Annotated in this window: 13 protein-coding genes; 6 read left to right on the forward strand and 7 right to left on the reverse strand. The window is 71.2% G+C overall.

Annotated features, from left to right (window positions below; all coding sequences use genetic code 11):
* The first annotated feature begins 64 nt into the window (after positions 1-64).
* Positions 65-1,051 carry a DNA-binding protein WhiA gene (gene whiA, locus JT362_RS09170; RefSeq protein ID WP_260190643.1) on the forward strand — a complete coding sequence of 329 codons (987 nt, stop codon included), beginning with the start codon at positions 65-67 and terminating at the stop codon, positions 1,049-1,051.
* Here whiA and JT362_RS09175 read toward each other — a convergent pair.
* Positions 1,048-1,314, reverse strand: a complete 267-nt coding sequence (locus tag JT362_RS09175) for a hypothetical protein (protein ID WP_260190644.1) — start codon at positions 1,312-1,314, stop codon at positions 1,048-1,050. The genes whiA and JT362_RS09175 overlap by 4 nt on opposite strands.
* 356 nt (positions 1,315-1,670) lie before the next feature.
* Here JT362_RS09175 and gap point away from each other — a divergent pair, with 356 nt between their 5' ends.
* Genes gap through tpiA form a run of 3 tightly spaced genes read left to right on the forward strand, consistent with a single transcriptional unit; the run spans position 1,671 to position 4,664 of the window.
* The gene (gene gap, locus JT362_RS09180; protein WP_260190645.1) at positions 1,671-2,675 is read left to right on the forward strand and encodes a type I glyceraldehyde-3-phosphate dehydrogenase; all 1,005 of its coding nucleotides are present in this window, start codon (positions 1,671-1,673) and stop codon (positions 2,673-2,675) included.
* 7 nt (positions 2,676-2,682) lie between these two features.
* Positions 2,683-3,882, forward strand: a complete 1,200-nt coding sequence (locus tag JT362_RS09185; protein ID WP_260190646.1) for a phosphoglycerate kinase — start codon at positions 2,683-2,685, stop codon at positions 3,880-3,882.
* Positions 3,879-4,664 (forward strand): triose-phosphate isomerase, encoded by a 786-nt coding sequence (gene tpiA / locus JT362_RS09190; RefSeq protein WP_260190647.1) that lies wholly within the window; start codon positions 3,879-3,881, stop codon positions 4,662-4,664. Before JT362_RS09185 ends, tpiA begins: the two co-directional genes overlap by 4 nt.
* A 40-nt stretch (positions 4,665-4,704) precedes the next feature.
* Here the strand turns inward: tpiA and JT362_RS09195 are convergent, their stop codons facing one another.
* Positions 4,705-5,841, reverse strand: a complete 1,137-nt coding sequence (locus JT362_RS09195) for a beta-1,3-glucanase family protein (RefSeq protein ID WP_260190648.1) — start codon at positions 5,839-5,841, stop codon at positions 4,705-4,707.
* Between the two features lie 235 nt (positions 5,842-6,076).
* Here JT362_RS09195 and secG point away from each other — a divergent pair, with 235 nt between their 5' ends.
* Together secG and JT362_RS09205 are read left to right on the forward strand one after the other, a co-directional pair.
* Complete coding sequence (secG, locus tag JT362_RS09200) at positions 6,077-6,310, forward strand: preprotein translocase subunit SecG (protein ID WP_260190649.1); 234 nt, start codon at positions 6,077-6,079, stop codon at positions 6,308-6,310.
* Between the two features lie 64 nt (positions 6,311-6,374).
* Positions 6,375-6,716: an RNA polymerase-binding protein RbpA gene (locus JT362_RS09205; RefSeq protein ID WP_075123543.1), complete on the forward strand. Its 342-nt coding sequence runs from the start codon at positions 6,375-6,377 to the stop codon at positions 6,714-6,716.
* A gap of 185 nt (positions 6,717-6,901) precedes the next feature.
* Here the strand turns inward: JT362_RS09205 and JT362_RS09210 are convergent, their stop codons facing one another.
* The 5 genes from JT362_RS09210 to JT362_RS09230 form a co-directional block, all read right to left on the reverse strand.
* The gene (locus JT362_RS09210; protein ID WP_260191031.1) at positions 6,902-8,017 is read right to left on the reverse strand and encodes a sensor histidine kinase; all 1,116 of its coding nucleotides are present in this window, start codon (positions 8,015-8,017) and stop codon (positions 6,902-6,904) included.
* 371 nt (positions 8,018-8,388) lie between these two features.
* A complete protein-coding gene (pgl, locus tag JT362_RS09215) occupies positions 8,389-9,105 on the reverse strand; it encodes a 6-phosphogluconolactonase (RefSeq protein WP_260190650.1) in 717 nt (238 codons plus the stop codon).
* On the reverse strand, positions 9,102-10,106 hold the full coding sequence (gene opcA / locus JT362_RS09220) for a glucose-6-phosphate dehydrogenase assembly protein OpcA (RefSeq protein ID WP_260190651.1): 1,005 nt from the start codon (positions 10,104-10,106) through the stop codon (positions 9,102-9,104). The genes pgl and opcA overlap by 4 nt, the downstream gene beginning before the upstream one ends.
* Positions 10,103-11,632, reverse strand: coding sequence for a glucose-6-phosphate dehydrogenase (zwf, locus tag JT362_RS09225; RefSeq protein ID WP_260190652.1), 1,530 nt, complete (start codon positions 11,630-11,632; stop codon positions 10,103-10,105). The genes opcA and zwf overlap by 4 nt, the downstream gene beginning before the upstream one ends.
* A complete protein-coding gene (locus JT362_RS09230) occupies positions 11,629-13,257 on the reverse strand; it encodes a phosphoglucose isomerase-related protein (RefSeq protein WP_260190653.1) in 1,629 nt (542 codons plus the stop codon). Before JT362_RS09230 ends, zwf begins: the two co-directional genes overlap by 4 nt.
* Positions 13,258-13,261: the final 4 nt, after the last annotated feature.

The raw sequence follows: 13,261 nt of genomic DNA on the forward strand, positions 1-13,261 counted from the left end.
TCCTGTGGGAGGGGGCGGGGCGGCACCCGTTGTCGGTGTTCGCGTTGGTTGGAGGAGGGGCCTTGTGGCGATGACCGCGGCGGTCAAGGACGAGCTGAGCAGACTGGCGGTGTCGAAGACCTGTTGCCGGCGGGCGGAGGTGTCGTCGCTGCTGCGCTTCGCCGGCGGCCTGCACATCGTGGGCGGGCGCGTGGTCATCGAGGCCGAGCTGGACACCGGCGCGGCGGCCCGGCGGCTGCGCAAGGAGATCCACGACCTGTACGGCCACAACGCCGACGTGCACGTGCTGGCGTCCAGCGGTCTGCGCAAGGGCACCCGCTACGTCGTCCGCGTGGTCCGCGACGGTGACGGCCTGGCCCGCCAGACCGGCCTGCTCGACCCAAGGGGCCGCCCGGTCCGCGGTCTCCCCGCGCCGGTCGTCTCCGGCGGCGTGTGCGACGCGGAGGCCGCGTGGCGCGGCGCGTTCCTGGCCCACGGCTCCCTCACCGAGCCCGGTCGCTCGTCGGCACTGGAGATCACCTGCCCCGGCCCAGAAGCCGCGCTGGCCCTGGTCGGCGCCGCCCGCCGGCTCGGCATCCAGGCCAAGTCCCGCGAGGTCCGCGGCGCCGACCGGGTGGTGGTCCGCGACGGCGACGCCATCGGCGCCATGCTCACCCGCCTCGGCGCGCACACGAGCGTCCTGGCCTGGGAGGAGCGGCGGATGCGCCGCGAGGTCCGCGCCACCGCCAACCGCCTGGCCAACTTCGACGACGCCAACCTCCGCCGCTCCGCCCGGGCGGCGGTGGCCGCCGCCGCCCGCGTCCAGCGCGCCATGGAGATCCTCGGCGACACCGCTCCCGACCACCTCAGCGCGGCCGGCAAGCTCCGCCTGTCCAACCGCCAGGCCTCCCTCGAGGAGCTGGGCCAGCTCTCCGACCCGCCGATGACCAAGGACGCCGTCGCCGGCCGCATCCGCCGACTCCTGGCCATGGCCGACAAGCGCGCCAAGGAACTGGGCCTCCCGGACACCGAGTCCGCGGTCACCCCGGAGATGCTCGAAGCGGAGGTCTAGCCGGTCCAGTCCACGGGCGTCGTGGTTCCGGTCCGCCAGTCCCGGCGCAGGATCGCGTAGCCGACGGAGTCGTACGGACCGTCCGGACCGGGCCAGGCCTCCCGGTCGGTGATCCAGAACGCGTTGTCGAACGCCTCGGCCGCGACCCGGGCCCGCACGGTCTCGCCGTCGGGTTCCGGCTCGGTGTGGAACGGCCACGTCTGCGCGGTCGGAAAGTCGGCGATCTCGTGGGCGTCCCGCCGCTGGACGGGCGTGAACCGCACGTGGCGGGACGCTGGTAACGGGCGAGCCGGGGTGTCGCCGCGGTTCACATATGGCGAAGCCCGCCTGACTGACCCCCACGCAGTCAGGCGGGCTCACCCATCGGGTGCCGCACCCGCACCGGTGAGCCTCCCCCGGCTCACCGCTGTCTCCCGTGCCCCCTTACATCCAGACAAGAGTCCCGGCGTCCTCCCCAGATACCGGTTCGTCGGAAAATCCCGCGCGCTCGTCGGGGACCCCAGCCCACGGCACCGAACTGATTCGATACAGTTGACCCGGCCCACAGCCCGCGACCAGCCATGTCGCGAGCGATAGGGTGATTTCACCGGTCCCGACAACGAGCACGAGGAGACGCACGGTGACGGTTCGAGTTGGCGTCAACGGCTTCGGTCGCATCGGCCGTAACTTCTGGCGCGCGGTGCAGGCCAGTGACCATGACATCGAGATCGTGGCCTTCAACGACCTCGGTGACGTGGCCACCATGGCCCATCTGCTCAAGTACGACACTGTCCTCGGCCGCCTCGAGGGCGAGGTCAAGGCGACCGACGACGGCATCCAGGTCGACGGCAAGACGATCAAGGCCCTCGCCGAGCGCGACCCGGGCAAGCTGCCCTGGAAGGACCTCGGCGTCGACGTGGTCCTCGAGTCCACGGGCTTCTTCACCAAGGCCGACGACGCTCGCCGCCACGTCGACGAGGGCGGCGCCAAGAAGGTCATCATCTCCGCGCCGGCCAAAGGTGAGGACCTGACCGTCGTCATCGGCGCGAACGAGAAGCTCTACGACGGTTCGCAGACCATCATCTCCAACGCCTCCTGCACCACGAACTGCCTGGCGCCACTGGCCAAGGTCCTCCACGATGCGTTCACCATCGAGAAGGGCCTGATGACCACGATCCACGCCTACACGCAGGACCAGAACCTGCAGGACGGCCCGCACAAGGACCTCCGCCGCGCCCGCGCCGCCGCGCTGAACGTCGTGCCGACCTCCACGGGTGCTGCCAAGGCCATCGGCCTGGTGCTGCCGGAGCTCAACGGCAAGCTCGATGGCTACTCGCTGCGCGTCCCGGTCCCCACCGGCTCGATCACCGACCTCACCGTCGACCTCGCCAAGGAGGTCACCGTGGACGAGGTCAACGCCGCCTACCGCGCCGCCGCCGACGGCCCGCTCAAGGGCATCCTGCGCTACAGCGAGGAGCCGATCGTGTCCTCGGACATCGTCACCGACCCGGCCTCCTGCATCTACGACGCGCCGATCACCAAGGTCATCGGCAACCAGGTCAAGGTCTACGGCTGGTACGACAACGAGTGGGGCTACTCCAACCGCCTCGCCGACCTGACCGCGCTCGTCGCGGCCAAGCTCTGAGGCGCCAGTGAGGACTCTCGACGACCTTCTCGCCGAGGGCGTTGCCGGTCGGCGCGTGTTGGTGCGCGCCGACCTCAACGTGCCCCTCGACAGCGGGACCATCACCGACGACGGCCGCATCCGCGCGTCGCTGCCGACCCTGCGCCGGCTCACCGAGGCCGGTGCGCGGGTCGTGGTGACCGCGCACCTCGGCCGGCCCAAGGGCGCCCCGGACCCGAAGTTCTCGCTCCGCCCGGTCGCCACCCGGCTCGGCGAGCTGCTCGGCTCGAACGTCACCCTGGCGTCCGACGTGGTCGGCGACTCGGCCAAGTCCACTGTGGACGGCTTGGGTGACGGAGACGTCGCACTGCTGGAGAACATCCGGTTCGATCCACGTGAGACGTCCAAGGACGACGGTGAGCGCGGTGCGTTCGCCCGCGAGCTGGCCGCCCTGGTCGGCGACGGCGGCGCGTTCGTGTCCGACGGGTTCGGCGTGGTGCACCGCAAGCAGGCGTCGGTCTACGACGTCGCCACGCTGCTCCCCGCGCACGCCGGCGGCCTGGTCCTCGCCGAGCTGGAGGTGCTGCGCCGGCTCGCCGGGACGCCCGACCGCCCGTACGTGGTTGCGCTGGGCGGCTCGAAGGTCTCCGACAAGCTCGCGGTGATCGAGTCGCTGCTGCCGAAGGTCGACCGGCTGCTCGTCGGCGGCGGCATGTGCTTCACGTTCCTGGCCGCCGAGGGCCTCGGCATCGGTGACTCGCTGCTCGAAGCCGACATGATCGACACCTGCAAGCGGCTGCTCGCCGAGTCCGGCGACAAGATCATGCTGCCGGCGGACGTGGTGATCGCCGACGACTTCTCGGCAGATGCCAACACGCAGAGCGTGCTCGTCGCCGAGATCCGCGAGCAGTGGAAGGGCCTGGACATCGGCCCGATCACCGCCGATCGCTACGGCGCTGTGCTGGCCGAGGCGGGCACCGTGTTCTGGAACGGCCCGATGGGCGTGTTCGAGCTGGCGCCGTTCGCCGAGGGCACCCGCGCGCTCGCCCGGTCCATCGTGGACAGCGACGCCTACAGCGTGGTCGGCGGCGGCGACTCGGCGGCCGCCGTCCGCGTGCTGAACCTGCCCGAGGACGGCTTCTCGCACATCTCCACCGGTGGTGGCGCGTCGCTGGAGTTCCTGGAGGGCAAGCCGTTGCCGGGCATCGAGGTATTGGAGCGGTCATGAGTCGACAGGTGCTGATCGCCGGCAACTGGAAGATGAACCTCAACCACCTCGAGGCCATCGCTCTGGTGCAGAAGATCGCGTTCTCGTTGCCGGAGAAGTACTTCGCGAAGGTCGAGGTCGCGGTCCTGCCGCCGTTCACCGACATCCGCAGCATCCAGACGCTGGTGGACGGGGACAAGCTCAAGCTGCGCTACGGCGCGCAGGACGTTTCGCGGTACGACTCGGGCGCCTACACCGGCGACGTGTCCGGGCCGATGCTCGCCAAGCTCGGCTGCGCGTACGTGACGGTCGGGCACAGCGAGCGGCGCGAGCACCACGGCGAGACCGACGAACTGGTCAACGCCAAGGTCAAGGCGGCGCTCAAGAACGAGGTGTCGCCGATCCTGTGCGTCGGCGAGCCGCTGGAGGTGCGCGAGGCCGGCGACCACGTCGAGCACACCACCACCCAGCTGATCGCGGGGCTCAAGGGCCTCAAGACCGAGCAGGTCTCGAAGGTCGTGGTGGCCTACGAGCCGGTCTGGGCGATCGGCACCGGCCGCGTGGCCACCCCGGCCGACGCGCAGGAGGTCTGCGCCGCGCTGCGCGCCAAGCTGGCGGAGAAGTACGGCGACCAGATCGCGTCCGAGGTGCGGGTGCTGTACGGCGGGTCGGTGAAGTCCGGCAACATCGCCGACCTGGTCAAGCAGGACGACATCGACGGCGCCCTGGTCGGCGGCGCCAGCCTGGACGCGGAGGAGTTCACGAAGCTCTGCGCCCTCGCCGCGGGCGGCCCGCTGCCCTGACGGTGTGCGGGGCCCGGTTCGCGCCGGGCCCCGCGTCACGTCAGAACGGCGTGATCGTGACCGTCATCGAGGTCGGGGCGCCGTCCTCGATGTAGGGCGCGTGCTCGCACACGTCGTCGAACGCGAACCCGTACGCCTTACCGTCGACCGTGTTCTCGTGCATGATCCGCGAGTAGTGGTTGGTCACCGCTTCGCGGTAGTACTGCCCGGCGTCGGCGAGCGGCTGCGCGCCGGTCGCGGTCAGCACGCTCCGGTTGAAGCCGGCGCCCAGCGCCGCGGCCACCGGACCGGTGACCCCGTCGTTGGGTGCGTGCAGGGCGCCGTCGCAGAACACCACGTCGCGGGTCGACGGCTTGTCGAACGGCTGCACCCCGCCGTCGAACACGAACTGCGACCCGGTGACCTGCCCGGTGAACGTCTTCGAGCCGGCGGTGACGGTCATCGTGTTCGACTGGTAGTGCGACCAGACCTGGTCGATGGCCCCGGCGAAGTAGTCCGCCGAGAAGCGCCCGGTATCGAGCCCGTGACCAGGCGAGATGACCCGCAGGTCCTCCATGACCAGCCCGTTGAACCCGTCCTGCCCGGCGAGTGCCGAGAACACCGCCGCCCGGCCGCCGTCCTTCAACCGGCCCGCGGTCTGCTCCTGAGACCCCGACAGCGAGATCGCGAGGGGGACGCAGAGCATGTCGACCATGGTCGTGTTGCAGTGCATGCCGGCCGCGTCGAAGGTGAACTCGGCGCAGTCGTGCAGGATCGGGTAGTTCGGGTCGGTGTCGACCCAGCCGGCCGGGTAGGCGAGGGCGTTGCCCGGGTTGACCCGGAACTTCAGCTTCTCGCCGATCGCCAGGTAGATCCGGCCCGACATGCCCTGTGGGAGCGTCAGCGTGGTGCCGCCGCCCTCGACCGGGATGGCGTAGTCGGTGTAGCCGTCCGGCCCGTTGTCGGCCTCCGACACCGCAACGAGCTGGCCGTCCGCCGACAGCCGGCACTGCTGGCCGGTGGCCAGATTGGTGCCGACGATGTAGGTCCAGACCGGGCCCCGGCCGGACTCGTTGGCCAGGGTGAGGGACATCGAGGCCGCCGCGCGCTGGTCGGCGTGCCCGATGGCGTTCGCGGCGAGCGGGACGCCGACGGACGCGGCCGCCAGCCCCCCGAGAAACGAGCGTCGCGTGATCATGGAACGTGTTCTCTCCTTCCATCTCTGGAGTGTCCTGTGCGGACACACGGAGGCCACGCGGTTCCCTTGTCCCGAAGGGATTCGACCAGCTAGCCGTTGAGTATTGACCAGTTTGTTCTCGTGCGCAACAATTCTGTCCCGATGGTTCGGGGGCGCGTGAGGCGATCTCGTGCCACCAGGTAACCTGTGTATTCACCGCGTGCCGCGCGGAAGCCGGGTCGACAGCGAGGATGACATGGTTCTAGCTCTGCAGATTGGTCTGATCGTCACCAGCCTGCTGCTGATCCTTCTGGTGCTGCTGCACCGCGGCCGGGGCGGCGGTCTGTCGTCGCTGTTCGGCGGGGGTATGCAGTCGAGTCTGTCGGGGTCGAGCGTCGCGGAGAAGAACCTCGACCGGGCGACGCTGTTCGTCGGCGCGATCTGGCTTATCTGTGTGATCGGCCTCGGGCTGCTCATCAAGGTCGCCTGAGCGCGCGTAACTCTTTCGGTGCGGGTCGCCGCACGTGGTTCTCGGCATTGGGGTGTGAGGGTCAATGGCTGGTGGTAGTGCGATCCGGGGGACGCGGGTCGGTGCCGGGCCGATGGGCGAGTCGGAGCGCGGGGAGTCGGCGCCGCGCCGCAGGGTTTCCTACTGGTGCGCCAACGGGCACGAGTCCCGTCCGTCGTTCGCGCTCGACGCCGAGGAGCCGGAGTCGTGGGACTGCCCGCGGTGTGGGCTGCCGGGTGGGCGTGACGAGCAGGAGCCCCCGAAGGCGCCGCGGAACGAGCCGTACAAGACGCACCTGGCGTACGTGAAGGAACGCCGCTCCGACGCCGACGGCGAGGCCATTCTCGCCGAGGCCCTGGCCAAGCTCCGCAAACAGCGCGAGGGCTGATCTCGCACTCACCAGGCCGCCCGTGGTCAGCCACGGGCGGCCTTCGCGCTACCCGGCCCCGGAACGTACGACTCGCGCGACGGGAACGTACGACTCGCGCGACGGGAACGTACGACTCGCGGGGGTCGCGAGTCGTACGTTCCCGTTCGGCGAGTTGTACGTTCCCGTTGGGGTGTGGGGGTCAGTCATCCGGCCAGGGGGTAGGTGGCGGAGACGCGGAACCCGCCTTCCGAGGTCGGGCCGGCGGAGAAGGTGCCGCCCAACAGGCCGGCGCGTTCGCGGAGGCCGACCAGGCCGTGACCGCCGGACGGGAGGCTGGGTTGGCGCTTGCCCTTGCCCGCCCGGCCGTTGCGGACCTCGACCACCAGCGTGTCACGAGCCTCCGTCACCCGGACCGACGCTCGGGCACCGGTCGCGTGTTTGCGGACGTTCGTCAACGCCTCCTGGACTGTCCGGTACACCGCTTGGGAGACCTGGCGGGGGAGCCGGGACGGCTCGGCTTTCACGTCCAGCGCCACTGGGACGGCCTCGTCGCGGAAGTTGCGGATCAGCTCGGTCAACTCGGAGACTCCTGGCTGCGTGCTGTCGGCGGCGTCGCCCGAGCGGAGGACGCCTACCAGGGTGCGGAGTTCCTCCAGCGTCCGGGTGGACAGCTCACGGATCGTCGTGGCGGACGCTTTCGACTGCTCGTCGGGGGCGGCGACCTGGAGCGCACCGGCCTGCATGGCGATCAGAGTCACCTGGTGGGAGACCACGTCGTGCATCTCGCGGGCCAGTTTCGTTCGCTCGGCGGCGCGGACGGTCTCGGCGTAGAGGGCCTTCTCGCGTTCCCGGGAACTCGCCAGTTCGCGGATGCGGCGGGACAGTTCCTGCCTCGCGGAGATCAGCAGGCCGATCGCCACCGGCATCCCCGCCACGATCACGCCCCAGATCACGTGCAGCACGTGCTCGCGCCAGGTCAGCGCGAAGAACTCGGTCAGCGGCCAGCGGATGAAGTAGCACATGAAGACCAGCAGCGATCCGACCACCAGTTGCCAGTTCCACCCCCGCCGGCGGGCCAGCGTGCCCAGGGCGATCATGGCCGCCAGTTGGGACCAGCCGGTCAGGAAGCCGGGCACGGTCACCAGCACCGCCACGAACGGGACGTAGCGGCGTAGCACCATCGCGGCCACCGCCACGCCGGACAGCCACAGCGAGTAGCCGGGGGCCTCCTCAGGAATCACCAGCCAGACGTCCAGTACCGCCAGCACGACGGCGAACACGTCGAACGCGACGTTCTTGGCCCGCTGGTTCGCCCACAACGCCGTGACCCAGCGCGGCAACGCGCGCGAGACCAGGCGGGTGCGGGGAAGAAGCCGGAACTCGTCCGACCCCAGTGGCGTGATCAATGGCTGCGCGACCAGCACGAACCCTCCCTGCTCGGTGCGTGAATGATCGACTGGCGAGCCCGCCGCCCGTATGGCAGGCTCGGGTGAGCTCGCGCGCTGGCGCGGTAGCTCAGCCCCGACAGACACGGTCTGGCGATGCTCGGCCGGTTGCCTTGGCGACATGATCGGCCTCCCTCCGGAGTTGCCCCGTGTCAAGTAAAGACAGAGGTATCGTCCGGACGGGACGTTTCATTACACATTCCTGTGCTGGAGCAAATCACCAGTTGCCGGACACCGGCCGGTCGTCACGCCAGGTGAGCGGCGGCTTCGTCGAGCAGCCAGAGGGTCCTGTCCCGGCCGCGGGCGCCGGCGGCGGGCAGCTCCACCTCGCCGGCACCGCCCAGCGCCGACGCCACGGCCTCGGCCTTGCCCGCGCCGGTCGTCATCAGCCACACCTGCGCCGACCGGCGGATCGTCGGCAGGGTCAGGCTCACCCGCGTCGGCGGCGGCTTCGGGCAGTCGCGCACCGCCACCACCGTGCGCTCGGTCTCGTGCACGGCGGGGGAGTCCGGGAAGATCGACGCCGTGTGCCCCTCCTCGCCGACGCCGAGCAGGCACACGTCGAACGTCGGCGTCGGGCCGAGGATGTCGGCGTACGCGACGGCCGCGGCGTCCGGGTCGTCGCCGAACTCGCCGTCGGACGGGGCCATCGCGTGCACCCGCGCGGGGTCGACCGGCACGTGGTCGAGCAGCGCCGCGCGAGCCTGTGTCTCGTTGCGCTCCGGGTCGCCCGCCGGCAGGAAGCGCTCGTCGCCCCAGTAGACGTCCACCCGGGACCAGTCCACGGCGTCCCGCGCGGGGGACGCCCGCACCTGCTCGAGCACGGCGCCGCCGGTGCGGCCGCCGGTCAGTACGACCGACGCCGTGCCGTGCGCGGCCTGCGCGTCGACCAGCGCGGTCACCAGACGGGCCGCGGTGGCCGCGGCGAGCAGCTCCGGGGTGCGGTGGACCAGGACGGTCACGAACCGGCCTCGGCCTTCGCCTTGGCCCTCGGGGTGGCGGGCACCTTCTTGCGCGCCGGCGGCTTCTTGGCCGTCGTGCGGCCACCTCGGTCGACCTTGCCCAGCGCCTTGAGCGCGGACTCGTAGATCTCGTCCGGGTCGAGCCGGCGCAGCTCCTCGGCGAGGCAGTCCCGCACCTGCCGCCGTTGCAGCGCCACCCGCCGCGCCGGTTGGCCAGGCTGGTTCAGCTCACCGATCGCGCCGTCCGGGCGGCTCAGCTCCACCGCACCCGACCGGCGCTCCAGCTCCACCTTGACGATCCCCGGTCCGGACCGCGCCTTCACCCGCCGCACCGGCAGCCGCAGCCGCGCCGCCAGCCACGCCGCGAGCAGGTCGGCCGACGGCGAGTCGGCCTCGCCACTCACCGTCGCGCCGGTCACCCGCTCGTACGGCGGCAGGTCCAGCGCGGAGGCCAGCACGGCCCGCCACAGCGTCAGCCTGGTCCACGCCAGGTCGGTGTCGCCGTGCGTGTACGACTTCGCCCGCGCCTCCAGCGCCCGGTTCGGGTTCCTGGCCGTGGCCGCGTCGGTGATCCGGCGCGTCGCCAACTGGCCGATCGGGTCCTGGGCCGGCACCGGCGGCGCCTCGAACGGCCACCAGGCCACCACGGGCGCGTCCGGCAGCAGCAGCGGCACCACGACCGACGCGCCCTCGTTGGCCAGCGGGCCGTAGAGCCGCAGCACCACGACCTCGCTCGCGCCCGCGTCGCCGCCGACCCGGATCTGCGCGTCCAGCCTGGCCGACGCCTTCTTCGCGCCGCGCGCCACCACGATCACCCGGCACGGGTGCTCCCGGCTCGCGTGGTTCGCCGCGTCGATGACGTCCTCGGTGCGCTCGCTGTCGTCGGTGACGATCACCAGCGTGAGCACCCGGCCGATGGTGTTCGCGCCGCCCTGTTCCCGCAGCTGCACGAGCTTGCTGTTCACCTGCGACGTCGTGGTCGCCGGGAGGTCGATGATCACGGGCGCCTCCAGTGTCGGCCGGTGCGGGACAGCATCGTGGTCGCCGAGTCCGGCCCCCACGTGCCGGCCCGGTAGGGCTCCGGACGGCCCGACGAGCGCCAGGCGTCGATGATCGGGTCCAGGATCTCCCAGGACCGCTCGACCTCGTCGTTCATCGGGAACAGCGACGGCTCGCCGAGCAGCATGTCCAGGATCAGCCGCTCGTAGGCCTCCGGCGAGGACTCGGTGAACGAGTGCCCGTAGCTGAAGTCCATCGACACGTCCCGCACCTCCATGGTGGAGCCGGGGACCTTCGAGCCGAACCGCATGGTCACGCCCTCGTCCGGCTGCACCCGGAACACCAGCGCGTTCTGGCCGAGCTCCTCGGTGGCGGTGTCGTCGAAGGGCAGGTGCGGCGCGCGCTTGAACACCACCGCGATCTCGGTGACCTTGCGGCCCAGCCGCTTGCCGGTGCGCAGGTAGAACGGCACCCCGGCCCAGCGGCGGGTCTCCACCGCGAGGGTGATCGCGGCGAAGGTCTCGGTGATCGAGTCCTTCGCGAAGCCCTCCTCCTGCAGCAGGCCGGGCACCTTCTGCCCGCCCTGCCAGCCGCCGGTGTACTGGCCGCGCGCGGTGGTCTCGGCGAACGGCTGCACCGGCGTGGTGGCGGCCAGGATCTTCGCCTTCTCCGCGCGCACCGCCCTCGGGTCGAACGAGACCGGCTCCTCCATCGCGACCAGCGCGAGCAGCTGCAGCAGGTGGTTCTGGATGACGTCCCGGGCCGCGCCGATGCCGTCGTAGTAGCCCGCGCGCCCGCCGAGGCCGATGTCCTCGGCCATGGTGATCTGCACGTGGTCGACGTAGTTGCCGTTCCAGACCGGCTCGAACAGCTGGTTGGCGAACCGCAACGCCAGGATGTTCTGCACCGTCTCCTTGCCGAGGTAGTGGTCGATGCGGAACACCGACTCCTCGGGGAAGACGTCGTTGACGATCTCGTTGAGCTCCTTGGCGCTGGCCAGGTCGTGCCCGAACGGCTTCTCGATGACCACCCGGCGCCACTGGTCCGGGTGCTGGTCGGCGAGCCCGGTACGCGCCAGCTGCTTGATCACCACCGGGAACGCGGCCGGCGGGATCGACAGGTAGAACGCGTGGTTGCCGGCCGTGCCGCGGACCTGGTCCAGGTCCTCGATGCACTTGGCCAGGTTGTCGAAGGCGTTGTCGTCGTCGAACGAGCCCTGCACGAACCGGCAGCCCTCGGCCAGCTGGTTCCAGATCGACTCGCGGAACGGCGTCCGCGCGTACTTCTTGACCGCGTCGTGCACGACCTGGCCGAAGTCCTCGTCGGCCCAGTCCCGGCGGGCGAACCCGACCAGCGAGAAGCCCGGCGGCAGCAGGCCCCGGTTCGCCAGGTCGTAGATCGCCGGCATCAGCTTCTTGCGCGACAGGTCACCGGTGACGCCGAAGATCACCAGGCCGCACGGGCCGGCGATCGTGGGCAGCCTCTTGTCCCGCTCGTCGCGCAGCGGGTTCTGGAAGGTGCGAGTCAAGCCCCAACCTCCTGAACGGCTTTGACCAAGTGGGCCAGACCAGCGGCCCGATCGGTGAAGTGCAACCGCAGCACCGGGCGCCCGTGGTCGGCGAGCACCTGCCCGTCGCCGAGGGCCTGCGCGCGCTGCAGCGTGCCGAGCGTGTACGGGCGGCCGGGCACCTGCAGGTCGTCGGTCACCGCGCCGGTGATCTGCAGGAACGCCCCGTTCTGGTGGCCGCCCTTGTGGTACTGGCCGGTGGAGTGCAGGAACCTCGGCCCCCAGCCGAACGTGGTCTGCATGCCGGTGCGCCGGGCCAGCTCCGCGCGCAGCAGCACCGCCGACGCGTCCGCGATCCGGTCCAGGTAGGCCTGGACCGCGAGGTAGCCGTGCTCCGGGGTGGCGTCCAGCAGCGCGCCCAGCGCCACGCCGAGCGTCGAGGTGACCTCCGACAGCAGACCGGCCGAGGCGTACACCTCGACCGGGCCGTCGGTGAACACCGGCGCGCCGCCGTCGTCGTCGGTCGGCGAGTCGAGCAGCGAGCGGGCCGCCTTCTTCGCCGCCTCCACGTCGGGCTGGTCGAACGGGTTGATCCCGAGCAGCCTGCCCACCATCGCGGTGGCGAACTCCCACACCAGGAACAGCCCGCCCAGGGAACCGGACGTGGCCAGCATCGTCGTGTCGTCGCTCTGGCCGATCGCGACCCGGGTGGCGTCCGTGCCGGCGTCGGCGAAGCCCGGACTGTCCGGCGCCTCGACGACCACCGGCAGCAGGCCGGTGCCGTCCTTGCCGGTGGACTCGGCGATGAGCTGCTCGGCCCAGTCGCCGAAGCCCTTGATGCCCGAGCCGGTGTCGGCCAGCACGACCTTCTCGGCGCCCCGCGTGTGCGCGGCGCCGAGCACGGCGGCCAGCAGCACCGCCGGGTTCTCGGCGCTGTCCCGTGCGAGGTCGGCCGCGGTGTTCGCGGCGTCGCCGAGCAGTGTTCGCAGGTCGACGCCGGCCAGCCCGGCCGGCACCAGCCCGAACGCGGTCAGCGCCGAGTACCGGCCGCCGACGTTCGGGTCGGCGAGGAACACCTTGCGGTAGCCGGCCTCCTCGGCCTCCTTCGCCAGCGGCGAGCCGGGGTCGGTGACCACGACGATCCGGGACGCGGCGTCGATGCCCTCCGCCGCGAACGCCTCGGTGAAGATCCGCCGGTGGCTGTCGGTCTCCACGGTGGACCCCGACTTGGACGACACCACCAGCACGGTGCTGGTCAGGTCACCCTCGAGCGCGTCGGCGACCTGGCCGGGATCGGTGGTGTCCAGCACGATCAGCGGCCGGCCGGCGGTGTTCGTGATCACCTCCGGGGCGAGCGACGACCCGCCCATGCCGGCCAGCACGACCCGGTTGACCCCCTCGGCGTGCAGCTGGCCGCGCAGCTCCGCGATCTCCCCGAGCAACGGCTCGGACGTCTCGTGCAGCCTGGTCCAGGCCAGCCGGACGGACGCCTCGGACTCGGCCTCCGGCCCCCACAGCGTTGCGTCCTGCGCCATCAGCCGGGAGGCGACCTTGTCCGCGACCAGCTGCTCGATCAGCGGCGTGGTCTCGGCGAGGAGGCCCTCCTGAGCGGATCCCGGTCGCCCCTCCGGCTTCTCCACGGTCATCTGC

The organism is Actinophytocola gossypii, from assembly GCF_025165815.1.
GTDB classification, from domain to species: Bacteria; Actinomycetota; Actinomycetes; order Mycobacteriales; family Pseudonocardiaceae; genus Actinophytocola; species Actinophytocola gossypii.

Bases quoted from the DNA above. Each gene is read 5' to 3' on its own strand.
- tpiA (WP_260190647.1), top strand. From the start codon at position 3,879: ATGAGTCGACAGGTGCTGATCGCCGGCAACTGGAAGATGAACCTCAAC.
- JT362_RS09195 (WP_260190648.1), bottom strand. From the start codon at position 5,841: ATGATCACGCGACGCTCGTTTCTCGGGGGGCTGGCGGCCGCGTCCGTC.
- secG (WP_260190649.1), top strand. From the start codon at position 6,077: ATGGTTCTAGCTCTGCAGATTGGTCTGATCGTCACCAGCCTGCTGCTG.
- JT362_RS09205 (WP_075123543.1), top strand. From the start codon at position 6,375: ATGGCTGGTGGTAGTGCGATCCGGGGGACGCGGGTCGGTGCCGGGCCG.
- JT362_RS09230 (WP_260190653.1), bottom strand. From the start codon at position 13,257: ATGACCGTGGAGAAGCCGGAGGGGCGACCGGGATCCGCTCAGGAGGGC.